At 70.7% G+C, this 25,107-nt stretch carries 20 protein-coding genes and 1 pseudogene; 9 read left to right on the forward strand and 12 right to left on the reverse strand.

Annotation, left to right across the window (positions count from 1 at the left end):
* Positions 1–68: 68 nt before the first annotated feature.
* Positions 69–3,935 (reverse strand): metallophosphoesterase, encoded by a 3,867-nt coding sequence (locus ACWEK3_RS07675; RefSeq protein ID WP_453249176.1) that lies wholly within the window; start codon positions 3,933–3,935, stop codon positions 69–71.
* Between the two features lie 355 nt (positions 3,936–4,290).
* On the opposite strand from ACWEK3_RS07675, the gene ACWEK3_RS07680 reads away from it, so the two are divergent.
* The 3 genes from ACWEK3_RS07680 (at position 4,291) to ACWEK3_RS07690 (ending at position 6,475) form a co-directional block, all read left to right on the forward strand.
* Positions 4,291–4,704, forward strand: a complete 414-nt coding sequence (locus ACWEK3_RS07680) for a globin domain-containing protein (RefSeq protein ID WP_450541445.1) — start codon at positions 4,291–4,293, stop codon at positions 4,702–4,704.
* 87 nt (positions 4,705–4,791) lie between these two features.
* Entirely contained in the window at positions 4,792–5,898 is a 1,107-nt protein-coding gene (locus ACWEK3_RS07685) for a globin domain-containing protein (protein ID WP_450541443.1), read from the forward strand.
* A 10-nt stretch (positions 5,899–5,908) separates the two neighbouring features.
* Entirely contained in the window at positions 5,909–6,475 is a 567-nt protein-coding gene (locus ACWEK3_RS07690; RefSeq protein ID WP_450541441.1) for a DivIVA domain-containing protein, read from the forward strand.
* Positions 6,476–6,532: 57 nt separating this feature from the next.
* Here the strand turns inward: ACWEK3_RS07690 and ACWEK3_RS07695 are convergent, their stop codons facing one another.
* On the reverse strand, positions 6,533–7,111 hold the full coding sequence (locus ACWEK3_RS07695; protein WP_450541440.1) for an aldehyde dehydrogenase family protein: 579 nt from the start codon (positions 7,109–7,111) through the stop codon (positions 6,533–6,535).
* Between the two features lie 21 nt (positions 7,112–7,132).
* Complete coding sequence (locus ACWEK3_RS07700; RefSeq protein WP_450541499.1) at positions 7,133–7,459, reverse strand: alcohol dehydrogenase catalytic domain-containing protein; 327 nt, start codon at positions 7,457–7,459, stop codon at positions 7,133–7,135.
* A gap of 441 nt (positions 7,460–7,900) precedes the next feature.
* On the opposite strand from ACWEK3_RS07700, the gene ACWEK3_RS07705 reads away from it, so the two are divergent.
* Complete coding sequence (locus ACWEK3_RS07705; protein WP_450541439.1) at positions 7,901–8,230, forward strand: hypothetical protein; 330 nt, start codon at positions 7,901–7,903, stop codon at positions 8,228–8,230.
* A 187-nt stretch (positions 8,231–8,417) separates the two neighbouring features.
* On the opposite strand, the gene ACWEK3_RS07710 is transcribed toward ACWEK3_RS07705, so the two are convergent.
* Entirely contained in the window at positions 8,418–9,383 is a 966-nt protein-coding gene (locus ACWEK3_RS07710) for an NAD(P)H-dependent flavin oxidoreductase (RefSeq protein WP_450541438.1), read from the reverse strand.
* Between the two features lie 168 nt (positions 9,384–9,551).
* Complete coding sequence (locus tag ACWEK3_RS07715; RefSeq protein ID WP_453249187.1) at positions 9,552–13,667, reverse strand: carboxypeptidase regulatory-like domain-containing protein; 4,116 nt, start codon at positions 13,665–13,667, stop codon at positions 9,552–9,554.
* Positions 13,668–14,308: 641 nt separating this feature from the next.
* Between ACWEK3_RS07715 and ACWEK3_RS07720 the strand changes: the two genes are divergently transcribed.
* The gene (locus ACWEK3_RS07720) at positions 14,309–15,058 is read left to right on the forward strand and encodes an esterase/lipase family protein (RefSeq protein ID WP_450541436.1); all 750 of its coding nucleotides are present in this window, start codon (positions 14,309–14,311) and stop codon (positions 15,056–15,058) included.
* A gap of 79 nt (positions 15,059–15,137) precedes the next feature.
* On the opposite strand, the gene ACWEK3_RS07725 is transcribed toward ACWEK3_RS07720, so the two are convergent.
* The gene (locus tag ACWEK3_RS07725) at positions 15,138–16,340 is read right to left on the reverse strand and encodes an RNA-guided endonuclease InsQ/TnpB family protein (RefSeq protein WP_453249188.1); all 1,203 of its coding nucleotides are present in this window, start codon (positions 16,338–16,340) and stop codon (positions 15,138–15,140) included.
* A gap of 307 nt (positions 16,341–16,647) precedes the next feature.
* Here ACWEK3_RS07725 and ACWEK3_RS07730 point away from each other — a divergent pair, with 307 nt between their 5' ends.
* Both ACWEK3_RS07730 and ACWEK3_RS07735 read left to right on the forward strand, forming a co-directional pair.
* Complete coding sequence (locus ACWEK3_RS07730) at positions 16,648–17,031, forward strand: DUF1801 domain-containing protein (protein WP_450541434.1); 384 nt, start codon at positions 16,648–16,650, stop codon at positions 17,029–17,031.
* A 383-nt stretch (positions 17,032–17,414) separates the two neighbouring features.
* On the forward strand, positions 17,415–17,705 hold the full coding sequence (locus ACWEK3_RS07735) for a DUF3040 domain-containing protein (protein ID WP_365429576.1): 291 nt from the start codon (positions 17,415–17,417) through the stop codon (positions 17,703–17,705).
* Between the two features lie 187 nt (positions 17,706–17,892).
* Here ACWEK3_RS07735 and ACWEK3_RS07740 read toward each other — a convergent pair whose 3' ends face one another.
* The 3 genes from ACWEK3_RS07740 to ACWEK3_RS07750 all read right to left on the reverse strand — a co-directional run bounded on the left by ACWEK3_RS07740 (position 17,893) and on the right by ACWEK3_RS07750 (position 20,439).
* A complete protein-coding gene (locus ACWEK3_RS07740; protein ID WP_450541432.1) occupies positions 17,893–19,170 on the reverse strand; it encodes a cation:proton antiporter in 1,278 nt (425 codons plus the stop codon).
* A gap of 5 nt (positions 19,171–19,175) precedes the next feature.
* Positions 19,176–19,646: a cation:proton antiporter regulatory subunit gene (locus tag ACWEK3_RS07745; RefSeq protein ID WP_361424498.1), complete on the reverse strand. Its 471-nt coding sequence runs from the start codon at positions 19,644–19,646 to the stop codon at positions 19,176–19,178.
* Positions 19,647–19,809: 163 nt separating this feature from the next.
* The gene (locus tag ACWEK3_RS07750) at positions 19,810–20,439 is read right to left on the reverse strand and encodes an HD domain-containing protein (RefSeq protein WP_453249177.1); all 630 of its coding nucleotides are present in this window, start codon (positions 20,437–20,439) and stop codon (positions 19,810–19,812) included.
* Between the two features lie 124 nt (positions 20,440–20,563).
* Here ACWEK3_RS07750 and ACWEK3_RS07755 point away from each other — a divergent pair.
* A pseudogene (locus ACWEK3_RS07755) lies at positions 20,564–21,522 on the forward strand (GlxA family transcriptional regulator).
* 6 nt (positions 21,523–21,528) lie between these two features.
* Here ACWEK3_RS07755 and ACWEK3_RS07760 read toward each other — a convergent pair.
* From ACWEK3_RS07760 to ACWEK3_RS07770, 3 genes are read right to left on the reverse strand one after another with little or no spacing between them, the layout of a single operon-like run.
* Positions 21,529–22,398, reverse strand: a complete 870-nt coding sequence (locus tag ACWEK3_RS07760; protein ID WP_450541426.1) for an alpha/beta fold hydrolase — start codon at positions 22,396–22,398, stop codon at positions 21,529–21,531.
* A 57-nt stretch (positions 22,399–22,455) separates the two neighbouring features.
* A complete protein-coding gene (locus ACWEK3_RS07765) occupies positions 22,456–23,823 on the reverse strand; it encodes an MFS transporter (protein ID WP_453249178.1) in 1,368 nt (455 codons plus the stop codon).
* The gene (locus ACWEK3_RS07770) at positions 23,820–24,476 is read right to left on the reverse strand and encodes a TetR/AcrR family transcriptional regulator (protein WP_453249179.1); all 657 of its coding nucleotides are present in this window, start codon (positions 24,474–24,476) and stop codon (positions 23,820–23,822) included. Before ACWEK3_RS07770 ends, ACWEK3_RS07765 begins: the two co-directional genes overlap by 4 nt.
* A 104-nt stretch (positions 24,477–24,580) precedes the next feature.
* Here ACWEK3_RS07770 and ACWEK3_RS07775 point away from each other — a divergent pair, with 104 nt between their 5' ends.
* Positions 24,581–25,096: a CGNR zinc finger domain-containing protein gene (locus tag ACWEK3_RS07775; RefSeq protein ID WP_450541424.1), complete on the forward strand. Its 516-nt coding sequence runs from the start codon at positions 24,581–24,583 to the stop codon at positions 25,094–25,096.
* Positions 25,097–25,107: the final 11 nt, after the last annotated feature.

A 25,107-nucleotide genomic window follows, 5' to 3' on the forward strand; every position in this document is an offset into this window, starting at 1 on the left:
GCCGCCCCGGACCGGGGTCCGGGGCGGCCGGGTGTCACATACGGTCGGACGTCACCGGCGGTGGTACGTCACCGGCGGTCGAACCAGGCCGACAGCGGCGAGCTGTCGCTCAGCTTGCCGGGACGGCTGTTGGTGTCCCTGGTGACGAAGACGCTCGGCTCGGAGGCGGTCACACCGCCGCCGGAGGAGCGCGCCGTCACGAACCAGGCGTAGGCGGTGCTGTCCTTGAGGTCGTCCCACTTCACCGAGGCGACCTGACCCGACGCCACGGTGCTCCTGCCGATGATCTGCTTCGGCTTGTAGAGCGCCAGCGAGTCCGTCTTGAAGCTGGTCGTGCGGGTGGTGAGATCGACGGGAAGGATCATGTTGTCCTCCCGGCCGTCGTACCGGTGCCGGGGGTCGAACTCGGTGGCGCCGAAGTCGTCCAGCAGCGGGGAGTACGTGTTGACGGTCATCTCGGACCGGGCCACGTTGAACTGGAGCAGCCGCAGGAAGCTCGCGCCGAACTGGAGCTCGTCGTCCGGCTTGTGGCCGCCGATGCCGGTGAGGCCCAGGCGGTCGGCGCGGACCGTGTAGAACTGGTAGTCGGCCAGCAGCTCGACGACGCCCTTGCCGACCTGGCCCACCTTCGGCTTGACATTGGTGCCGACGCCGTGTTCGTGTCCGGCGAGGATGAGGAAGACGTTGGGGTTCTTCTCCACCACGGTCTTGTAGAGCATCGAGCCGTCGGGGGCGGAGAATCCTGCGCCGCGGCCGTCGGAGTTCTCGCTGGGCACCAGGTAGTCGTGGGAGAGCAGGATGCCGTTGCGGTCCGGGTACTTCTTGAAGACGGAGTCGGCCCACTCGGCCTCCTCCCGCGTCACCCCGTACGACAGGCCCACTACCACGAAGTCCAGCCCGCCGGCCGAGAACAGGTCGTAGTGGTTCTGGTTGTCGCCCGGCTTCCACGGGCCGCCGTACTCGGCGTGCTGCCAGCCCTGGGCGGCCGTGTGGTAGCGGTCGGGACCGTAGTACGTGTTGTAGATCGACTCCGGCCCGGTCTCGGTGCCCGACTGGTTGTCGTGGTTGCCGGCGATCACCCCGTTGGGGATGCCGGCCTCGTCCAGGCCGCGCTGGAGCTTGGAGGTGACCTCGAACTCGTTGACCACGGTCTGCTGTTGGGCGTCGGTGGCGGGCTTGCGGATGTTGTCCTCGATGATGTCGCCCGTGTGCGCCGCGTACGCGATCTTCCGCTGCTTCTGGTTGGCCTTGATCCAGTCGACGATCTTGGCGTAGCCGGACTCCCAGACCTTGCGCTCCTCGGCGGCCTCCGGCTTCACCGAGCCCTCGGAGAGGTACTGCGTGTCGGTGAAGTGGGCGATCGAGAAGTCGTACGTGGACGGGTCGGCGAAGGCGTCGGGGTCGCCGGGCTCGATGTCGTCGGCGAACGGGTCCTCACCGGTCACCATGACGTGGACCTGCTGGTGGTCGATGTACCGGTCGTCGACGATGGCGCCGAGCCGGGTCGTGCCCTTGGCCGCGCCACGGGAGCTGGTGAGCAGGTCCCACGCCTGGGTCCTGATGTTCCAGGCCCGCAATCCGGCGAGGCGCTCGGGGTCGATGACGCCCTCCCAGCGGAGCACCGGGGTGTCCACATGGCCCTTCACCTGGACGTCGAACCGCTGGTAGGTGATGTCCGGGCCGGCCGGCGCGTCGAGCGTCCTGCCGTCGAAGGGCAGGAGCCCGTCGGTCCTGACCTGCTTCTCGCCCTTCACCTGAAGGGTGGTGGGCAGTTCCCGCGAGGTGCCCTGGTACGCCTGGTTGGGCGTCAGGATCTCGGCTTCGGAGAAGGTCGCCTCCACCTTGCCGCCGTCGGGCTCGCCGACCTTGGCGGAGAGGGTCGTGGAACCCCGCGCGCCGGTGTCGCCCATCGCCGGGGAGAGGTCGGCCGGGGCGTCCGGGATGCCCGCGGACGTGAAGGCGATCTCCCGGGCGGCGGTGTTGCCGAGTCCGTCGGTGCCGGTCACGGTGAGGGTGTGGGCACCGGCCTTGAGGCCGGGGCCGACCTCGGCGCCGAGCGCGACCGGCTTGCCGTCCAGCTTGACGTCCGGGCCGGAGACCACGGCGGAGGCGTCCTCCAGCTTGACGTCCAGCACGACCGCGGCGTTGATCTTCTGGCCGGCGGCCGGGACGCTGCTCGTGACCGCCGGGCCGGAATTGTCGGTGAACAGGGCGCGGGTGGCGACCTCGCCGGTGGTCGAGGCGGCGGCCAGCTTGTGCTCGCCGTCCGCGAGCTCGGTGGTGTCGAGGTCGGCGCGTAGGCCCTGGGCGGGCGCGTCCACCAGGAACTCGAGGTCGATCTCGGTCAGCAGATTGACGTTGCTGCCGCAGTTGCCGTCGCCCATGCCGTAGGAGCTCTTGAGCATCTGGCCGGCGGCCTTGCCCTTGGCCGGGGTGAGGGCGAAGTTGCTGATCGTGAAGTCGTCCCGGTTGGCGCCGCACGAGGTCTGATACGTGCCGGTCACGAAGTCGATCGTGTTCCAGCCGGGCACCAGGTACTCATTGGGGAAGGTGAAGTCGACGCGCTCGCTGACGTAGTCGCTGTCGAGCACCACCTTCTGGCCGTTGACCAGCAGGTAGTTCTGGTAGCGGGCCTCGATCGAGTTGCTGCCCACGTTGAAGCTGAGGGTCGCGGTGCCCGAGCCCAGAGTCGGGACGACGTGCACGGCCGGGGCGTCGATCGTGTAGTGCAGTTCGACGTCGCGCAGCAGGGTCTGGCTGCTGCCGCAGCTGCCGTCGCCCATGCTGTATGACTGCTCGATGTCACGGCCGGTCACGGTGGCGCCCGCGAGCTCGAGGCCGAGGTCGGAGATCACGAAGTCGTCGCGGTTGGCGCCGCAGCTGTCGGCGTAGACGCCGGTCACGACCTTGATCGTGTTGTCGCCGGGCTTCAGGAACCGGGCCGGGACCGCGATCTTCACTCGCTCGCTGACGTAGCTGCCGCCGATCTCGATGCGCTTGCCGTTGACCAGCAGGTAGTTGTGGTACTTGGCCTCGATCGAGTTGGTGCCGACGTCGAAGGAGAAGGTCGCGGCGCCGGTGCCGAGCGTGGCGCGGGCCTTGGGCTCCTTGCCGTCGACGGTGAGGGAGGCGGTGCCGGCCCCACCGGAGGCCGGTGACGTGGCGGTGACCGTCTGGGCGCCCCGTACCAGAGTGCCGTCCTTGGGCAGCAGGGTGGGTGCGCCGGCCGGGGCGTTGTTCACCGTCACGGTGTGCTTGACCGTGGCGCCGGAGGCGTTCTTCGCGGCGATGGTGTGCTTGCCGTTGGCCAGCTTGGTGGTGTCCAGGTCCGTGGTCAGGCCCGTGGTGCCCTTGGGGTTTCCGTGGACGTAGAACTTCAGGGTCGCCTTCTTCAGCAGCGTCTCGTTGGTGCCGCAGCTGCCGTCGCCGAAGGAGAAGGTGTACGGATTGTCCTCGCCGTCGGCGACTTCGCCCAGCAGCTCCAGGCTGACGTCGGAGAGGACGAAGTCGTCGTAGTTCATGCCGCACGAGGTCTCGATGGCACCGGCGTGGATCTCGACGGTGTTCTCGCCGGTGACCAGGTACTCGTTGGGCACCTCGAGGGTTGCCCGCTCGTTGACGAAGTCGCCGATCTCGGCCTTGTAGGAGCCGTTGACGAGCACGTAGTTGTGGTACCGGGCCTCGGTCGAGTTGGACCCGACGTCGAAGCGCAGCTCGGAGACGCCCAGCGTCCTGGTGGCGTCGATCCGCTGGTCGTCCACGGAGAGTTCGGTGACGCTGTCACCGGCCGCGACGGGTTCCGCGGCGACCTTCCTCCTGCCTTCGAGGTATTCCCCGTCGGCCGGGGTGAGGGCGGGCGCGACCTGGGAGACGGGGGTGGAGGGCTTGGGGTCCTGACCCTTGCCCGAGTCGGGGTTCGCATGAGCGGATGTCACAAGACTGGTGACGAGAAGCATGGCAGTCGCGCCGACGGCCATGAGCCGTCCGCGACTTCTTGCCGGCTGCATCTGACGCAGTTCCTTCCATCGTGCCTGCAGGGCGACGGACACGGTGGATCGACCAGGTGAATGCACGTCAGAAACGAACTTATGAAGACGGGAACTTCAGCTTCCGGGTCGCGGGCAGAGCATACGTGACGCCACTGGCCAGGGGCCGGCCGGGCACTCCCCCCGAGCCGGGACGCCCGCCGGGGCCGCGCTTGTGTACCCCTGTGGACAACTACTTGACGAACTCGTTACAGAAAGCCCTCCACTTGTTCGGTCCACGCGCCTCTGGCTACAGTCGGCCGCCATGACTGCAGACTTTTCACTGATCCGGAGCAGCTTCGCGGCTGTTCAGCCCCACGGCACGCAGGTGACCGCGTACTTCTACGACCACCTGTTCGCCCACCATCCCGATGTGCGCCCCCTGTTCGCGGCTCACCTCGACGAGCAGCGCGACCGCCTGTGGGCCGCGCTGGGTGCCCTGGTCGCCAACCTGGAGAACACCGAGACCCTCATAGGCATGCTGGAGAACCTGGGACGCCGCCACGCGGGATACGGCGTGCTGCCCGAGCACTACCCGGCCGTGGGGGCCAGCCTGATCGCCACCCTGCGCCACTACGCGGGCGATGCGTGGACACCGGCCGTCGAGGAGTCCTGGGCGGCCGTCTACGGGTTGATCAGCAACACCATGCTCGACGCCGGCGCGGCCGCCTCGAAGTGAGCCGCCGCCGGCGGCTCCTCGTAACGAGCCGCCGGCCGGCCCCATTGTCCGAAAGTCAACCCTGATGTCAGCCACCGGAGGGCGGACGTGAGCGATGCACAGGCGCTGAGAGATTCCTTCGCCCTGGTCGGCAAGTCGGGGGACGAAGTGCCCCGCTACTTCTACTCCTATCTGTTCATCATCGCGCCGGAGGTCCGGCCGATGTTCCCGGTGGCCATGGGGGCACAGCGCGATCGGCTCGTCGCCGCCCTGGGCCGGATCGTCGCGGAGGCCGACGATCCGGACCGGCTGGTTCCGTACTTGCGGCAGCTGGGCCGGGACCACCGCAAGTTCCAGGTGGTGGCGCAGCACTACGAGGCGGTGGGGCAGGCGCTGCTGGCCACGCTGGCGTACTTCCTGGGCGAGGCGTGGACTCCGGAATTGCAGCGCGGCTGGACCGAGGCCTACGCCTTGGTGGCCCGCACCATGGTGCAGGCCGCCGAGGCCGATGGCGCGGTGAATCCGGCGTGGTGGAACGCCGAGGTGGTACGGCATGAGCAGCGCGGCTTCGACGTCGCGGTCCTCACTCTGCGTCTGGACCAGCCGATGGCGTACCGGGCCGGGCAGTCCGTGATGGTGGAAGCCCCGATGCGGCCGAGCACCTGGCGGGCGTTCACCCCTGCCAACGCACCGCGTGCCGACCGGACCGTCGAGTTGCACGTACGCTCCGTCGAAGGCGGCCTGCTCAGCCCGGCCCTGGTGTACGGGCTGCGGCAGGGCGACGTGCTGCGCCTCGGCGCCCCGGTCGGCAACAGGCTCACACTCCAGCCGTCCGGCGGCCGGGATCTGGTGCTGATCGGCGGAGGCACCGGCCTGGCCCCACTGCGCGCCCTGGTCGAGGAGATAGCCCAGCACGGTCCCCCGCGCCGGGTGGACCTGTTCGTCGGGGCGCGCGACAACCACGGACTGTACGACATGGCCGCGTTGAGGCATCTGGCGCAGGCACACCCATGGCTTCGCGTCACGCCCCTGGTCGGCGCCCACGCCGGCACCGTCGACAACCGCAGCCTCGCCGGCCCGGTCCTGCGCGCCGCCGCGTGGAATGGATGCTCCTTCTACGTCTGCGGCTCGCCCGCCATGGTCTCAGCCACAGTGCGCGATCTGGCGGACGCGGGCATTCCGCACGACCTGCTGCACTTCGAAGAAGCTCGGTGATCGGAGAAACGTGAACGAGACAGGAGCACCGCATCCGGAGGAGCACCTGGTGACGCCCGAGACGCTGCGGTCGATGACCTTCCCCCGAGCTCCCCTGACCCGTCGCGGCTACAACGAGGAGTCGGTGCACGACGCCCTGCGCCGCTGCGCGTCGACCCTGATAGCGCTGACGGAGGAGAACGACCGACTGCGGACGGACATGCAGCGCCACCGGGACTGGATCCGGGCGAACAACATCGGTGACGGCAACTCTCCCACCGGGGTGCCGACCGTGGACGCCGTACTTCAGCAGGCCCGTGCCCAGCAGGCGGCCGAGCAAACCGTCGTCGCGGCCCGCGATCAGGCCCGCAACATGGTGCGGGCCGCCAGGGCACAGGCCGAGGCGATCCTCCAGCGGATGTGGGAACAGGAGACGCAGGCGGCCGGCGGCGACCAGGAGGAGACCGAGCGGCTCATCTCCTACCTGCGGCAGATCGCACAGTCCCTGGCCGTCACCGCGGACCAGTACGCCAGCAAGCACCCCCAGCCCCCCTCCCCCACCCCCTCGGCCACCACGGCGAGTCCGCACGGCGTCTGACCGGCACACGGGACCGGCACGGAGGGTTCTCGGGAGCCCTGCGTCGGGCGGCCGCCGTCAGGTGCCGCGGAGCAGGCGCGCGGTCACCGTCTTGGGGCGCTGGTACTCGTGCAGGGCCAGGGTGCTCAGGTCCGTGCCGTGGCCCGAGGCGCCCCGGCCGCCGTGCGGGAGTTCCGCGGTCTGCACCAGATGGCAGTTGAGCCAGGCCTCCCCCGCGTTCAGCCGCCCGGCGAGTTCCAGCCCCGTGGTCAGATCACGGGTCCACACGCTCGCCGCCAGCGCCTGCGGAACTCCGTCGGCCAGCGCGACGGCGGCGTGCTCGGCCAGGAGTTCCAGGGTGTCGGGGGTGGTCTCGGCGGGTTTGGCCACCACCGTGTTACCGGCGGCCAGAGCCGGAGCGCACCGCCAGGCCGTCATCATCAGCGGATAGTTCCAGGGCACGACGACGCCCACGACCCCGAGGGGCTCCCAGCGCACCCAGCTCTCATGGCCGTCGACGAGGCGTCCGGCGGCCGGTGCCGACTGGGCGCGGACAGCGGAGGCGTAGAACCGGAAGAGGTCCGCGACCTGCTCCACCTCGCCCGCCGTCTCACTGTCCGGCTCGACGAGGGTGCGGACGCAACCAACAGCCAACATCGGACTGAACGACAAGTGAACTCAGCCGCCTGTGGCCGCCGCACCCGCCCGACGCGCCGTCAACTGCCGAAGAATCACCCAGCGCGTCATGGCGTACCCGAGCAGACCGGTGTACACGGCCATGAGCACCACGAATCCCCCCAGCGGAAGACCCCGCCCAGGCCCGGGTCCCAGTTCTGCCGCATCGTCCGGGGCCAGGCAGTCCTGGGCGTCCCCGCAGTGCGGGCAGGCGCCGCAGGCCCTCCCCGGTGCGATGACCACCCGCCGGCCCGGCTGCCAGTACGGAACACGGGCGCCCACCTCGGCGATGGCGCCCGCCGGCTCATGGCCCGGGGTGACCTCCCCCAGGGGTCAGTCGATGCTGCCGTCGATCACGTGCAGGTCCGACAGGCAGATCCCGCCGGCCGGCACCTCGCCACCGGCTGACCGGATCGCCGCCGTGCGAAACGGGTCCCCCGATAGGAGGCGCCCCCGCTGTTACGAAAGCCGTTCGGCCATTCGTGGGAGTCGAGGCGGCGAGACCGCCGGGAGCGCCACGAATCGTCAGCCGTTTTCCTCCTGATCGCGGGGTGGTTCGGGGCAGGGACCGGGTCGGCGACCCGCGCTCTCCCCGGATCGATGGTCCGTACAAGGGAGAGTTACGGATATATCCGCGTTTCGTAACACGAATCCTTTTGGTCATCTGCTGTCGTCGTGGAGGGCCACAGTGTGGCGCCTCGGCACAGAGCCGGGAATCGGATCGCACGCCCCGCCCGACCAGGGCGGACGTGCACGACCGTGAGGGGATTCATGTCTGTTTCTCGTACGGCGCTCCGCCTGCTCGCCACCTGTGTGGCTTCGGGCGCCCTCGTCGGCGCGGCCGCTCTGCCGGCCCTGGCCGACGGAGACCACGACCGCGACAACGGAAGGAGCTTCTCGCACAGCCGCCCCGTGGAGGGCGTCGGGTTCGGCCGTGACTACGATCGGCGCCGCGGTCACTTCGACGACCGTTACCGCTACCGCGGCTGGCACCACGGCTGGTACAACAACCGCCGGCACTGGGACCGGCACCACGGCTGGTACAACGACCGTCACCACGGCTGGTACGGCGACCGCAACCACTTCCCCGGCCGCCGCTAGCCCGCCTCGGAAGTCGTGCTGTGACGCGGAGGCCGACTGCCACCCTCTGCCACCGCCGTCACAGCCGGTATGACCGCTGCGCCGAAGGGCTGAAGACCGCACGTGCGGTCTTCGGCCCTTCGGCCGTCAACCGCCGGCGCACGACCTGCCGAGCGGCCGTGATCGCCGCTCCCCTGTGATCGCGCGGTCAGCGCCTGCAGGCTCGGGCCAGCGCCTCCTCCGCCTGGGCGGCCAGGGTGCTGACCAGATCGGCCGCGGACGGCTGGTCGTCGATGAGGTCGATGCCCTCGCCGGCCCACTGCGGCAGCGGGGGGATCTCGCCTCGTGTCACGGCGTCCTGGTAGGCCTGCCGTGCATGCGGGTCAGCCGCGAGTTCGTCCTCCCGGCCCCGCCATGCGTCGAGGAAAGGGTGGCTCAGGGTGCGCGCGGTGTACTTCGCCGGCCACCGCGAACCACGGGCGAGGTCCAGCACCCTGTTGCGCTCGGTGTCCTCCCCGCGGCCCTCGACGATCGCCCGGCCTGTCGCGGGGGCGACCAGGGCCTCGGTGGTGGCCTGGAAGCGGGTGCCGAGCAGTGCTCCGGCGGCCCCCAGCGCCAGGGCGGCCGCCACGCCGCGCCCGTCGGCGATCCCGCCGGCCGCAAGCACCGGCACCGGCGCCGCCAGGTCCGCCACGACGGGCACGAACGGCAGCGTGGACCGCCCGTGCCGGGCGCCGTGCCCGCCGGCCTCGGTGCCTTGCGCCACGATCACGTCCGCGCCCAGATCCACCGCCCTGCGGGCCTCCTCCAGGTCGGTGACCTGAAGGATCAACGCCGTACCCGCGCCACGGACGCGCTCCGCGAACGGACCGGGGTCGCCGAAGGACAGCATCACCGCCGCCGGCCTCTGCTCCAACGCTCGCGCGATCGCGGCGTCGTCGATCGCCCACGTCTGGAAGCCGATGCCCCAGGGTTTCCCGGCGCACGCGCCGGCCAGGACGGGCAGTTCGCGGGCCAGCCACTCCCGGTCCCCGTTACCGCTGCCCAGCAGTCCGAGCCCGCCGCCGCGCGAGACCGCCGCCGCCAGGGCGCCACCGGCCGAACCGCCCATCGGCGCCAGGGCGATCGGATGCTCCACGCCGAACAGTTCCGTGAACGCCGTCGACAATCCCATGGCCGCAATCCTCACCCACGCGCGGTGCCGGTCGCAGGGCGATCGACGGACTCGTTCCCACCACACACAACGAGGCGCACGGAGTGAGTCCCGGGCGCGCGGGGCGGTCCGGGTGCGGCACGGGCCGGCCCCGAAGGGCCGGCCCGCGGCTGTTTCACGGGGATGAGGTCACGAGGACTTCTTCAGCGTGAAGTCGCCCGTCGTCGTCTCTCCCTTCTTGAGCTTCACGGTGGTGGTCACCGGCTGGTAGCCGTCCTTGGACACGATCACGCTGACCGGGTTGAGGCGGCTGTCGAACCACAGGGCGTAGGTTCCGTCCTTACCTGTCCGCAGGGTGTAGCTCACCGTCGCGGCGTTGATCTGGACGGTCGCTCCGGCCAGCGGCGCGGTGCCGCCCTTGCCGTCGGCGCCCAGCACGGTGCCGGCGTACTTGCCCCAGTCCTTCGGCGGGCTGACGCGCATCTTCACGTCGACCGGAACCCCGGCGTACGGGGTGTCGGTCTGGACGGTCAGAGCCGCCGTGTAGGCGCCGGGCTGGGTGACCTCGTCGACCCCGGCGTCCAGGCCGACCTTGAGCGTGGTGCTCGCCCCCGGCTGGAGCGTCACCTTCTGCTCGGACACGGACAGCCAGCTGACGTCCGAGGAGCCGCCGCCCTGGTCGTAGCCGGGCAGCACCTCCACGGTGGCCACCGGCGGCGTGAAGCTGCCGCCGGGGTTGCCGCCGACCTTGTAGAAGCCGGTGGCGCCGCCGCCGCGGTAGACGGAGGTGTTGGCGTTGGGCAGGGCGGTCCAGGCGCCGGTGCCCGGGTCGAAGGCGAAGCCCTGGTTGGTGATCGCGGTGCTGTTGTTGGTGACGCCGGACGAGACCAGCAGCAGGCCGTTGGCCGCGGAGTACGCCGAACCCCACAGGTCGATGGGCAGGTCGGCCACCGCCGCCCAGCTGTCGGACGACGGGTCGTAGCTGTAGGCGTGCTTCACCGAGCCGGCGTCGGTGGTGCCGCCGGCGCAGTAGAGCTTGCCGGCGATGCCGCCGCAGGACTCCCAGGAGATCGACTCCGGGTAGGAGGCGATCTGCGACCAGCTGTCGGACGACGGGTCGTAGACCGTGACGTCCTTGGTGCCGCAGACGCTGCCGGTGCAGCCGCCGACGACGTACAGCTTGCCGCCGAGCACCGCGCTGCCCGAGCCCGCGTACGGCTTGGGCGAGGGCGCCTTGGTGGACCAGGTGTTGGACGCCGGGTCGTAGACCTCCAGCTTGGCGTCGGGGTTGCCGCTGGCGCCCCAGCCGCCGACCGCGTACAGCTTGCCGCCGATGAAGCCGCGGGCCGGGGCCTCACGGGTGTCGGTGGCGGATGCCAGCTTCGACCAGGAGCCGCTGTCGGGGTCGTAGGCGTACAGGGCGTTGGTGTCCGCACTGCCGGTGTAGCCGAAGGCCGAGTAGACCTTTCCGCCGTCGACGGCCACGGCGTTGTCCTGGAGCGTGGTGGGCAGGTTGGCCACCGGCTGCCAGGCGTCCCCGGCCGCGTTGGCCACGGCGGCGGACTCCTTCTTGCCGCTGCCGTCGGCCTTGGCCGCGGAGAGCGGGGAGTAGTCGCCCTTCACCAGGTTGAGCGGCGCACCGCCGGTGGACTTCATCGTGAAGCCTCCGGGCTGCTCGCCCAGGGTGAGGGTCGCGGGCGCGCCGCCGGTGTTCTTCACCGTCAGGTCCTGGGCGGCCGCCTTGCCCCAGTCGACCGTCTTGTCGACCGAGCCGGGGGTGATCACCAGTTTGCCGGCCTTCAGTCCGAAGTCGGCCCGGGTGGTGCTGTCCGGTGCCACGTCCACCGTCCTGGCCGCGTCGGTGTAGCGCGACTTGGAGGCGGTGAAGGTGTGGCTGCCGGTCTTGGTGGTGAACATCCAGTAGAAGCCGCCGCCGAGCGCCGGGTCGTCCGGGGTGGCGGCCGTGGTGGCCTTGTCCTGCGCGGCATCCACGTTGACGACGGTGGCGCCGACGACGCCCTCGCCAGTGTTGGCGTCGGTCACCTTGCCGGCGACCAGAGCACCCGCGACGGGCTCGTAGGCACGCTTGCCGACGAACACGTTGTCGAGCTCCCACCAGTAGCCCCAGGTGGCCTTGAAGTGGAAGCGGAGCTGCACGCCGGACTTGCCGGCGTAGGCGGTCAGCGGGACCTCGACGTGGGCGGGGCCGGTGAGCGTGGTGGTGCGGTTCCAGACGTTGGTCCAGGTGGCGCCGCCGTCGGTGCTGACGTCGATGTCGGCGCTCTGGCCGCTGTAGCTCTTGTAGTCGGTGTCGAAGGAGAGCTGGGGGCTGGTGTTGCCCGTCAGGTCGAAGACCGGGCTGATCAGCGAGCTGTCCTGCTTCTTGCCGCTGCCGTAGTGGTCACTGTCGGCCATGGCGAAGCCGCCGGAGCCACCGGTGTGGTTGCCGCGCTTGCCGGGGTCGCCGAAGTCCCAGCCGCCGGTGGTGCCGTCGGCGTTGACCACGCTCCAGCCGTCCGGGGCCGCGGTGGTGGAGTCGAAGGGCTCCGTCGGGCCGGTCAGCTTGACGGCGTATCCGGCGGCCGTGGTCGCCTGGGCGTCGACCGGGACCGAGACGTTCACGGTCTGCGCCGCATCCTCCACGGCCACCTGCTTGGTGACGGCCTGGTAGCCGGGGTACACGGCGGTGACGCGCAGGGTGTAGTTCTCGCCCTGCGGCAGGTCGACGCTGTAGGCGCCGGTGTACGGGTCGGTGAAGACCGGAGCGCCGGGCACGCCGTCGACGGCGATCTTCGCGTAGAGCGGCCAGCCGTGGCCGGAGCCGTCGGTCACCTTGCCGGTGACGGTCTGCCGGGCCACCGCGGCCAGCTCGAAGTCGGCCTTGACGGTGCCGTCCTCGACGACGGTGACCCCGGTGGTCGTCTTGGTCCGGTACCCGTAGGCGGACGCGGTGACGTCGTAGGTGCCGGGCGGCACGGTCAGGCTGTAGTGGCCCTGGGCGTCGGTCGTCGCCCGGTGGTCACCGACCGTGACGGAGGCGCCGGCGAGTGCCTTGCCGGAGGTGTCGGTGACGCTGCCGGAGACCTCGCCGTGCGGGCCGCTGCGGAAGGCGGCGGTGCCGTTGGGCGTTCCCAGGCCGGTCGGCCCGTCGTAGCCGGGCCCCGCGGTACACAGGTAGGCCGGGGTGCAGTTGCCGTTGACGCCCTCCGTCACGTCGTTGAGCGCGGACGGGTTCTGGTACGGGTAGGCGTTCGGGTAGCTGCCCGCGGCGGGGGTACCGGCCACGGCGTACACGCCGGCGATGATCGGCGCGGAGGCGCTGGTGCCGCCGTACACGGCCCAGCCGGAGCCGCCGTAGGTCTGGTACACCGAGACGCCGGTGACGGGGTCGGCGACCGCGGAGACGTCGGCGACGGTCCGCATGTCACAGCCGGTGTCCGTCTGGAAGGCCGGCTTGGGCTCGTACAGCGAACAGCCCGAGCCCGGGCCGCCGTAGCTGTTGTGCCACACCGACTCGGACCAGCCGCGGCCTGTGGTGGTGTCCCGCTTGAGGGCGGTGCCGCCGACCGCGGTCACGAACTGGGAGACGGCCGGGTAGGAGACGCCGTAGTCGTCGTCCCCGGAGGAGGCGACCATCGCCACGCCCGGGTGGTTGTAGTGGGCGTCCAACTCCGTCGTCTCGGACGGGTCCTCACCGCTGCCCGGCGTGGAGGTGTAGCCGGTGCCGTAGGAGTTGGACACGTACTTGGCGCCCTGTGCGACGGCCTGGTCGACGGCGGCTGCGATGTCCTCGAAGCTCGCGCTGTCGGCCTCGACCAGCAGGATGCGGGCGTTGGGGGCGGCCGCGGAGACCATGTCGAGGTCGAGCGATATCTCGCCCGCCCAACCGCTGTCGGGGGCCGGGTAGTTCGTGCCACCGCGCTGGTCGATCTTCTTGAAGCAGCCATTGTCGGTGGTACAGGGGGGCAGGCCGTACTGCTGGCGGTAGACGGTCAGGTCGGCCTCGGCGGTCGGGTCGTCGTAGGCGTCGACGATGGCGATCGTCTGGCCCGCTCCGCCGTTGTCCGGAAGGTTGTACGCGCTTTGCAGATCGGCGGCGCCGAAGCCGCTCGGCGTACTGGCCATCGGCTGGACGCCCTTGGCGGCCTTGATGTCGGTGCGGCGCAGCGCCATGCAGCCGAACTCGCCCTTCTCGGGCGTGCTGCAGACCTGTTCCACGCCGGGATGCGTCGCGGTGGCGGTGGCGCCCCGACTGGATTCCGCGGTGTCGGTGGCGGCCTGGGCGACGGGTAAGCCCGCGGCCATGACGGCGACGGCCGCCGCGGTGAAAGCGGCCAGCCGCGCGGAGATCCTCCGTGCGGCCGGTCTGGAATGCCTCGAAGTGCGCATTGTGTGACTCCCATGCTGCTGAGCTGGGGTCGACCCGTGCGCTGGTTCAAGGTCGACAGCGGATGAGATGCATCCGCCGACGAACAACTAAGTATGATCGTCATGTTCTCGACAAGCAGCATTCATTGGCGGATGTGCGACATGACATGATCCCGCCAAGTTGGTGTCTCGCCGAAATCGTCCGGTCGCCGCTCGTGATGCGCGTGTGAGGTGGGCCACCAAACCATTGCCGCCAGCGGAAACTTCGGCTTAACGTCCCCGCAATCCGTTGGAGCGGACGGGCGTCACCAGCCGGTTTCCGTTCGGCGGCAGCCCTCGGGCGCGGGCTCGGACCGGAGCCTTCTCCGTGCGGCGGGGCGTGCTCCGCCGCGTGGTTCCCGGCAGCGCGCACCCCTGGCGGCGTGAGGAGTGAAGCCATGGTTCTTTCCGGACGGGATCTTTCCGGATGTCGCAGCACGGGAGTGACACCTCCTGGCCCGGCCGAGCCGCCGGGTTCCCGAGGGAGTCTGCTCCCGGCCCGTTCGCTGCCCGGAGCCGTTTTCGGCGCCGCCGTGGAGGTGGCCGCGATCGTCGCGGCACTGGCCCTGTACCCGTCCGGTCTTGGCGAGGGCGGGGAGCGCCGCGGGCCCGGATCCCGGCGGGCGGCGCCGTCGGACGGCGCTGTGGCCCTTCCGGCCGTCTCCGCCGACAGCCCGGTCCTGCTGGTCCACGGCCTGTTCAGCAACCGGGCGATCTTCCACGTGATGAGACGCGGCCTGCGGCAGGCGGGTTTTCGCCGGGTCGCCGTGCTGAACTACAACTGGCTGAGCAACGACGTCCGCAGCGCCGCGCGGTTGCTGGCGGAGCAGGTGGAGCGGATCTGCGAGGGCAGCGGGCACGAGCGTGTCCACGTGATCGGCCACAGTCTCGGCGGCATGGTCGCCCGCTACTACGCGCAGCGCCTGGGCGGCGACGCCCGCGTGCACACCCTGGTCACCCTGGGCGCCCCGCACCACGGCACGCTGGCCGCGGCCGTGCCTCTGCCGCTTCGGGCGATCCGGCAGCTCCGGCCGGGCAGCGACGTGCTCACGGAGCTCGCGGGGCCCGCTCCCGGCTGCGAGACCCGTTTCGTGGCGTTCCACAGTGACCTCGACGAGCTGATCGTCCCCACCGCCAATGCCCGGCTGGTCCACCCCGACCTGCGGATACGCAACGTCCCCGTGCGGGCCGTCGGCCACGTCTCGCTGCCGCTGCACGGCAGGGTCGTCGGCGAGGTCTGCCGCGTGCTCCGCGATGCGCGTGTCGCCGAGCCCCTGGCCGCGGCTTGAGCCGCGGCAGCCCTGCGAACGACCGCCGCATGCCACTCTGTTGACTGCTCCCCTCCCTGAAGGGAAGGGGATTCCTGGCTCAGGCCGCCTCTTGGAGCAGCGCTCCAGGAGGTCTTGCGCCCTCGACACCAGCCGGGTCCAGACCAGCCCGGACGAGCATCACGCGGGCAGAGTTCTCGTCCCGGGGACAGACGGCTCCGCACGCCGTGCAGGTATAGGTGCGTTCCGACGGCGGCAGTGCGTGCTTGGCTCTCGCTCCACACGATCCACAGTCCATGGTGGTGTGCGCGGGACGCACCAGACGCACATCCCGCCCGTGCTTGCGGCCCATCCCGATCAGCGCCTGCTTGGTCGTGCCGATCGCGGCATCGGCCGCCTTGCGGGCCATCGACGTCCTGGCGAGGAACCTGGGCCGGAAGTCCTCCACCGCGATCGCATCGTGGTCGTACACGACCTTCTTCGCCCACTTGCGAGCCGTGTCCTGCCGCTGCCGGGCGATCCTCGCGTAGGTCTTCGCCCGCCACCTCGTCGCCTCCCGATAGCCCCTCGACGCGGCCTGCCCCTTCTTCGGCCTGCGCCGGGCCATCATCCGGTCGTACCGGGACAGCTTCTCCCTGGCTTTCGCGCCATGCTCGGGGTGGGGGAGGTCGTGGGCGTAGGAGGTGGTGGTAGCGGTCTCCCTCACTCCCCAGTCGATGCCGATCACCGCACCGGTCGGCGGCAGCGGCTCGATACGGGCGGGGACGACGAACGAGGCGTACCAGTGGCCGAGGTGGTCGCGGTACACCCGCACCGAGGACGGCTCGGCCGGCAGAGGACGGGACCACACCACGGTCAGGACGATCCCGCCCGCCAGGCGCAGCCGCCCGTCCTTGAGCCGGAACCCGCGCCGCGTGTAGTTCAGTGTCGGATCGGCCCCGCGTTTCCTCTTGTGCCGGGGCATACCGGCCCGCCGCCTGACGGGCAGCCGGTTCTTGATGTCCTTCAGGGCTTTCGCGCGGGATGCGGCGAAGTCACGGACGGTCTGCTGCTGCGGCACCGAGGCACCCGCGGCCAACCACGGCGTGACGGTACGGGCCCGGGTCAGCATCCGGTCCAGCCGGGCCGGACCGCACACCTCACCCTCGGCGTGGGCCTTCCTGGAACGGGCCACGCACTCGTTCCAGAGCCACCGGCACCGCCCCCACTCCGCCTCCAGTCCCGCCCGGGCCGTGGCCGACACCCGCAGCCGGTACGTGTACCGGGCATGTCCGCCCCCGTCGCCCTCCCACACCGCCGCCACCCCCCGGCACTTGTCCCGATCACCCGGCACCCACCATGCGACCGTACGCACGACACCCGAACAGCCGCACCGCTCTGCCGATGTGACCACCCCGACCAGCGAACACCAGCACACGTGTTCGCGTTCATCCTGCTCCGCCGGGCAGGCCGTCAGGGCGCTCCGCGCCCCGGAACCCGGACGCGGCGGCACTCCGCGCCGTTGTCACAGGATGCGATTCCTACCCGGCAGGAACACCGGGCCCTCCTCGCAAGAGAGCAGGTGAAGCGCGGGGGTGCCCCGCGGCCAACCGCCAGGAGGGGTACGCCGGATGACGACTGGCCGCAGTGGTGACGTCGACCAGCTGATGGAGACGGTCGATCATCCGCAGAGGGAAGCGGTCGAGTACCTGCGCGCCGCGATCCTGCGGGCGGATCCGCTGATCACCGAGCAGGTGAAGTGGAAGGCTCCGAGCTTCTGCTACGGCGGAGTCGACCGGGTGACTTTCCAGTTGAGGTCCAGGGACGTCCAACTCGTCTTCCACCGGGGTGCGAAGGTGAAGGACGACGCCGCCTCGTTCACGTTCGACGACGACAGCGGCCTGATGCGATGGCGTTCCGGCGACCGGGCCCTGGTGACCTTCAAGGACCTCTCCGAGGTCAAGGCGCACGAGGCGGCGTTCATTTCCCTGGTCAGGCGATGGGTCAGGACGTGATGCAGGGCCTGATGCGGACGGCCACCGGGCCGGGTCCATCGGGTCCGGCACCCATTGGGTGCCGTCTCTGGGGGTCCGAGCCGCCCGTAAATGGGTGTTGGACCCGATGGCGACAGCCCTCGGCGCCGGGCGAGGGTGGAGTCAAACCCCCTTTCGACGGTCGTACCGGCGTGTGGCCTGACGTTGCCGCCTGCCCGGGCACGGGTGCGGGCCGCGGCGCCCCGACTGGGGGAGAGAAGCCGCGAGTCCGTCGAGTCACGAGAGGAGCCCGGCACCGATGGCGGCAGTGCCACGGCGGCCTGGTCCCGCGCGGCTTTCCACCCGCACGGCCCGACCGCCGGCTGTGGCGCCTGCCCGCCGCCGCGTGCCGAGAGGAGCGCGTCATGCCCGGAACCGATGACAAGCTGCTCAGCGAGATCGCGGCTCGCGTGTACCGGGACGATCCCCGGTTCGCCCGCGCCCTCCGGGCCGGACGCCCCTGCCCGCCACGCGAATACCGGCGCACCCGGGCCTGGCCGCTGTTCGCCCTCGCCCTGGTGGCGCTGGGCACCGGTATCACGCTGGCCCACGGACTGCTGATCGTCACCGGCATGGTCCTGGCCGGAATGGCCGCGGAACTGTGCGACCCCCAGCGCACCGCGCGTAGACAGCGGGTCCCCCCGCCCCGGTCCTGACTGCGACGGCCCGCCGGACGGCCGCACCGCGGTGGACGGCCGGGACGGCGAGGAGCGGGACCGTGCGGCGCTCCGTCAGCGCCACCCGGCCGTCCTCACTCATGATCCGCCGGCTGTGTCACTCATGACCGGCCGACCGTCTCGCTCATGACCGGCCGCCCGTGCCCCGATCGGCAGACCGCCCCGATCACGACCGGCCGACCGTGTCCTGGTCGGTCGCCGCCTCCTGACGTGCCGCCGTCTCCTGCGTCCCGGATTCCGGTACCCAGCCCTCGGCCGGTGCGCCGCCGGCCGGCGCGGTCTTGCCGAACAGGACGGTCAGGCGCTGGGCCACCGGTTCGGTGTAGCGGGCGGTGAGCGGGCCGAGGATGACGAGGATCAGCACGTACGCCGTGGCCAGCGGGCCCAGGTCGGGTTCGATCCCGGCGGTGACGGCGAGCCCGGCGATGACGATGGAGAACTCGCCCCGGGCGACCAGCGTGCCGCCCGCGCGCCAGCGTCCCTTGACGGAGACACCGGCCCGCTTGGCCGCCCAGTACCCGGTGGCGATCTTGGTCATCGCGGTGACGACGGCCAGGGCCAGCGCCGGGACCAGCACCGGCGGAATGCTCTGCGGGTCGGTGTGCAGTCCGAAGAACACGAAGAACACCGCGGCGAACAGGTCACGCAGCGGAGCCAGGAGATTGTGCGCGCCCTCCGCCACCTCGCCGGACAGGGCGATGCCGACCAGGAACGCGCCCACGGCCGCCGAGACCTGCAGCTGCTGTGCGAGCCCCGCGACCAGCAGGGTCAGGCCCAGCACGACCAGCAACAGCTTCTCGGGGTCGTCGTTGGAGACGAAACGCGATATGTGCCGGCCGTACCGCACCGCCACCAGCAGCACCAGAGCGGCGACCCCGAGGGCGATGGCCAGCGTGACGCTGCCCGCCGCCAGGCCCGCGCCGGCCAGCAGGGCGGTGATGATCGGCAGGTACACGGCCATGGACAGGTCCTCGAGGACCAGGATGCTGAGGATCACCGGGGTCTCCCGGTTGCCGAGCCGTCCCAGATCGCCCAGGACCTTGGCGATCACCCCGGACGAGGAGATCCAGGTCACCCCCGCCAGGACGACCGCCGCCACCGGCCCCCAGCCCAGCAGCAGCGCCATGGCGGCGCCGGGCAGGGCGTTGAGCGTGGCGTCGACGAGCCCGGCCGGGTACTGGGTCTTGAGGTTGGAGACCAGGTCACTGGCGGTGTACTCCAGCCCCAGCATGAGCAGCAGCAGAATGACGCCGATCTCGGCGCCGATGGCGACGAACTCCTCACTGGTGTCCAGCGGGAGCAGTCCGCCCTGGCCGAAGGCGAGCCCGGCCAGCAGATACAGGGGGATGGGTGAGAACTGGAAGCGCCCGGCGAACCGGCCCAGCAACCCCAGACCAAGAATGATCGCGCCGAACTCGATCAGGAAGACCGCAGACGAATGCACGTGTATCACTCCCGCCCGAGAATCGCCGCGGCGCCGTCGACGCCCTCGCGCGTGCCGATCACGATCAGCGTGTCCCCGCCCGCGAGCCGGAGGTCAGGCCCGGGGGACGGGATCGCCTCGGCCCGCCGCAGCACCGCCACGATCGACACACCGGTCTCGGTACGCATCCGGGTCTCACCCAGCAGCCGCCCGTTCCAGTACGAGGTCGCCGACAGTTCGACGCGCTCCGCCACCAGCCCCAACTCGGTCGTCGACAGCAGGTTGGGGCTGTGATGCGCCGGCATGAGCGCGTCGATGACGGCCGCCGCCTCCCCGGCCGTCAGACGCACGGACAGAGCGCAGGCGTCGGGATCGTCCTCGCGGTACGCGCTCAGGGTCCGCGTTCCGTCCCGGTGCGCGACCACGGACAGACGGCGCTGTTCTCGCGTGCTGAGGTCGTAGCGGACCCCGATTCCCGGCAACGGCGTACCACTCATGCGCGCAGCGCCCACGGTTGTTCTCCCTGTCCGACTTGGTGGTTTCTTTAGGCAACCTTTAACGCCACCCTATCGAGTTGTGTCGCGCGCATGGAATTGCGGACGGTGTCAGCTCCATCTCAATCCGGAGTGCCGAAGAGGGAATCCGGCGTGGTGAAGCCGGTCATTCTGGCCAGTCGGAGTTCTTGATGACCTCGACGAAGTCGGTGCGCCGGAAGCCGGGGACGCAGTGGGCCAGGACGTCGGCCTTGACGTTGCCGAAGGTCGTATCGGGGCGTTCCTCGATACCTTGGGTGAACGCGGCGAGGATCCGGTTCTTGAAATCCGGGCGCGGGTGCGCGGCGACGACCGCAGCGCGCTCCTCGTCGGAGACCGCGTGATAGCCGATCCCCAGGACGTCCAGTTCGACGCCGCGGGTCACCAGGGCGATCTCGGGTGCCATGTGCAGCGGGATCTCCGGGGTGGTGTGCAGGGCGATGCTCGTCCAGACACGGTCGGCCGGCTCGCCGGTGATGCCGTGGGCGTGCAGAAAACGGCGCGCCTCGTCGGCACCGTCGATCTCGAAGCGCTGGTCGGTGCGGCGCATACGCTTCGTGAGCCCGAGGTCGTGGAACATCGCGCCCACGTACAGCAGTTCGGGGTCGAAGTCGAGCCGCTGCTCCCGGCCGCGCAGCGATCCCCACAGGAAGACCCGCCGGGAGTGGTGGAAGAGCAGCGGCGGGGCGACGTCGCGGACCAGTTCGGTCGCCTCCCGTACCAGGGTGGTGTCAGGGATCCGCACTCCTGCGATCACTTCGTTCGTCGTTCGTCCGCCCTTCCCGTCTGGCCTTGTCCGGATCGGTGATCCGCCTCCAGGGTTCACCGGACGACGTACGCTGGGCCATGTCTTTGCTGCCAGGAGAACCACGGATTCGGACATGACGCATCGGGTTGCCTTCGTCGTCTTCGAGGGGGTGACCATGCTCGATGTCAGCGGTCCGTCGGAGGTTCTGCATCAGGCGGGTCGGCTCGCTCCCGGCTATGAGCTGGTGCTGGTCTCCCCGCGGGGCGGGACGGTCACCACCTCCGCCGGACTGGCACTGACCGGTACGGTCCGGGCGGCCGACGCGGGCCCGGTCGACACGGTCGTGGTCGCCGGAGGCGACCGGCTGGCCCAGCAGCCGATCGAGGACGAGCTGCTGGCCGCGACCCGCGCCGTCACCACGCGGGCGCCACGGGTCGCCTCGGTGTGCACCGGCGCCTTCGTCCTGGCCGAACTGGGCCTGCTCGACGGCCGCCGTGCGACGACGCACTGGCGGCACGCGGCCGTGTTCGCCCGCCGCTACCCCCGTGTGCGCGTCGAGCCGGACGCCATGCACATCCGCGACGGGCGGTACGTCACCTCCGCGGGCATCAGCGCGGGCATCGACCTGACGCTCGCCCTGGTGGAGGACGACCACGGCGCCGACGTGGCTCGGAACGTCGCGCGTGAACTGGTCGTCTTCATGCAGCGTCCGGGCGGGCAGTCGCAGTTCTCCACGGCCATCACGACCCCGCCTCCCCGCGGTGACCTGCTCCGCCCGCTGATCGCGTCCGTGCTCGCCGATCCGGCCGCCGACCACAGCCTGCCGCCATGGCCGCGTCCGTCGCCGTCAGCCCTCGGCATCTGGCCCGGCTGTTCCGCGCCGAACTGGGCACCACGCCCGCACGCTGGGTGGAGCGGGTCCGCCTCGACCGCGCCCAGCAGTTGCTGCTCGAAGGCCACAGCGTGACCTCGGCCGCGCAGCACAGCGGGCTCGGCACGGACGAGACCCTCCGCCGCGCCTTCGCCCGCCATCTGGGCACCACGCCGACCCACTACCGCAGGCGCTTCGCCACCACGCGCGAACAGCGGTAGTCCGCGTCAGGCGAGGACGCGGGCGAGGAAGTCGCGGATGTGCTCGGTGATGGTGCCGAGGTGGCTTTCCAGGGCGAAGTGCCCGGACTCGATCAGGTGGATCTCGGCATCGGGCAGGTCCTGGCCGAACGCCGTGGCGCCGTCGGGGCCGAAGATCTCGTCGTTGGCTCCCCAGACCGCCAGTAGCGGCACCCGGGAGTCGCGGAAGTACCGGTGGACCTCGGGGTAAAGGTCCACGTTGGAGGGGTAGTCGCGGAAGAGCCGGAGCTGGATCTCGTCGTTGCCCGGCCGGTCCAGCAGGGCCTGGTCGTGGACCCAGTTGTCGGGGCTGACCAGGCTAGGGTCGGCGACCCCGTTGACGTACTGCCAGCGTGTGGCATCGGAGGTCAGGGCGCCTCGCACGGGGGCTTCGGTGGCCGGCCCGGGTGCCTTGGCGTAGGCGAAGACGCCGTCCCAGAAGGGCTTGACGAAGCCCTCCTCGTAGGCGTTGCCGTTCTGGGTGATGATCGCGGTGACGCGGTCCGGGGCCTGGAGGGCGAGACGCCATCCGATGGGGGCGCCGTAGTCCTGCACGTACATCGCGAACCGGTCGACGCCCAGCCGCTGGAGCAGCCCGGAGGTGATCTCGGTGAGGGCGTCGAAGGTGTACGGGAAGTCCTGCGGGGAGGGCATCGCCGACTGGCCGAACCCGATGTGGTCGGGGGCGATCACGCGGTACCGGTCCGCGAGTGCCGGGATCAGGTGGCGGAACATGTGCGAGCTGGTCGGAAAGCCGTGCAGGAGCACGACCACGGGTGCCTGGGGATCGCCGGCCTCCCGGTAGAAGACCTCAAGACCGTTGACGCCGGCCGTGCGGTGGTGGACTGCGTGGACCATGCCTCTCACCCGTCTCTCGAGCTTCCGTGGTGACGTACCCAGTCGAACACTTTCCACCTAACCAGTCAAGGCACTTTTATTGGTTAGATAGTAGCGGGGCAGCCGCCAGGCCGGTAGCAGACCGAGGGAGGTGAGTGCGGCCAGGGCCAACAGGGCGGAACTCGTCGTCGAAACGGCGGACCCGGTCGCGCCGGCCGCGACGGCGATGCCGAGGGTCGGTCCGATGTTCATGGCGGTCTGCTTGAGCCCACCGACAACCCCCGCGTACCCCGACGGCGCGTCGCCGACGACGGTCCCGGTGGCGGTGACCATCACCGTGGCGAAACCGGCACCGATGACGGCGAAGGCCGCGCCCATGACGATCCACGCACCGGCCGCATCGAGCCGGGACAGCCCGGCGATCCCGGCCACGACGAGGCCCGTGCCCGCGATCGCGGTGCGCCGCGCGCCGTACCGGCGCAGCGCGGCGCCCGCGACGGGTGAGCCGAGGACCATGAACACGGTCAGCGGAAGGACGCGCAGACCGCAGGTGAGCGGGTCGAGGCCAAGGGTGTCCTGGAGCTGGAACGTGGCCCTGAACAGTGCGCCGAACAGGCCGGCGGACGTGACCAGCAGGATGGCCATCGAGGCCGTCACGGGCGCGGACCGCGCCACGGCAGGCGGGACGATCGGGTGTGCGGTCCGCCGCTCGTGCCGGACGAGCAACGCCACGGCGCCTGCGGCGGAGAGGAGTTCGAGCAGCGTCGGAGCCGCGGTCCACCCTCGCGCGGGTACGCCGGCCAGAGCGTGCACGAGCATCGCGAGCGCGATCGCGAGCAGGCCCGCGCCGGGGAGGTTGAGCCGCGAGGAGTCGACACGTCCGGGTGCCGGCGTCCGCACGGCGAGGACGAGGGCGGCGAGGACGCACGCGACGGGCACGTTGACCCAGAACACGGCACGCCAGCCCCAGTGCGCCACGAGAACACCGCCGAGGATCGGACCGGACCCCGCGGCGACCGCGATCGCACTGGTGCGGACGGCGATCGCCGTGCCGAGCCGTTCCGAGGGATGCGTCAGCCGCAGCAGCGCGAGCGTCGCGGGTTGCAGCAGCGCGCCGAACCCGCCCTGCACCACACGCAGGACCACCAGCCAGCCGACGGTCGGCGCGAGCGCGATCCCGGCCGAGGCAGCCCCGAAACCGAGGACGCCGACGAGCAGCAGGCGCGGATGTCCGTACCGGTCCCCGAGGCGCCCGGCGATCACGAGTAACGCGGCCACCGCGACCAGATAGCCGGTGCTCGTCCACTGGATCTGCGCCATGCTCGCGCCGAGATCGCGCCGGAGGCTGGGCTGCGCCACGAGCAGGATGGTGCCGTCCAGCGCGACGATCACCGCACCGGCCACGCTGACCAGAAGCGCGAGCTGCCGCTGGGCGGGGGCGGTCACGAGGCCACCGGGCCGAGGTGGGCGGCCAGAACGGCCGCGATGAGCCGGTCGCACTGGCCGTCACCGGGCTCGCCGTCCAACGGCGGAGTTCCGAGAGCCAGTTGCAGGCTGCCCCAGGCCCACAACTGGGCTATTCCGTGCAGGTTCGACCACAGGGCGGCGGCGGTCACGGCAGGCGGCGGTGCGGTCTCGTCCGGCCCGTCGGCGCCTTGCGCGGCATCCCGCTCCGATCGGCATCGGGCGACGAGTTGGGTGATGTGCCCGAACAGCGGGAGGGTCGTCCGGCGCAGTTGCGGCTGGTCCGGTGCCTGCGGCCCGCTGTCGAGCAGGTCGTGCCGGAACATCAGCTCGAACATGCCGCGGCGCTCCAGCGCGTACCCGACGTACACGCGCGCGATGGCCTCCAACTGGGCGCGCGGTGTGGTCGCGCCGGCGACCGCGGCCTCGAACCGGGCGCCGAGGTCCTCGAAACCGCGACGGGCGATGGCGGACAGCAGCGCGTGGTGCGTGGGGAAGTACCGGCGCGGCGCCCCGTGCGACACCCCCGCTCGACGGGCCGTTTCCCGCAGGCCCACGGACGCGGAACCCTCGGTCAGCACGAGGTCCACCCCGGCATCGATCAACCTCTCCCGAAGGGAGTTCTCCTCACTCATAGACACTGTCTACCAGTGGGCGTAGACAGTGTCTACCAAGCCGGCTGGCTGTCATGGCACCGGCGTGTAACCTGTCAAGCGAGCCAATTCGGTTAGGGGGTGCCATGGCGACCGAGCGGGAGCGGCAGGACGCGCTGCTGGAACTCCTCAACAGCACGCCGGTGGTCAACGGTGCCGTCCAGGACCAGCTGGCGGATCCGGAAGCGGCCGGATCCTGGCAGCAGGCCCACGGCGGCAGCGGAACCGAGGACGAGCTGCGCAACCTCGTAGAGGCGCGGGATGCCCTGCAGGAAGTGGTGCGCGGTACCCGGCCCGCCACGTCGCTGACCCCGCTCCTGAAGGACGTCACCTCCCGCCCGCACATGTCGCCCGCGGGGGTGTCGTGGGAGCTGGACACCCCTCCGGAACGCCGCATGGCGGTGGAAGCGGTACTGGCGTGGAGCGCGGTTCAGCGGACGATCCCCGGCCGGCTGCGGCCGTGCGCCAACCCCGAGTGCCGGCGCTTCCTCATCGACCGCAGCAAGACCGACAAGGCCCGCTGGTGCTCGATGGCCGTCTGCGGCAACCGGATGAAGGCACGCCGCCACTACCAGCGCACGCGCGACGCCTCAGCCGAGTAACGCCTGCTCGC

It is taken from the genome of Streptomyces sp. NPDC004721 (assembly GCF_053601495.1).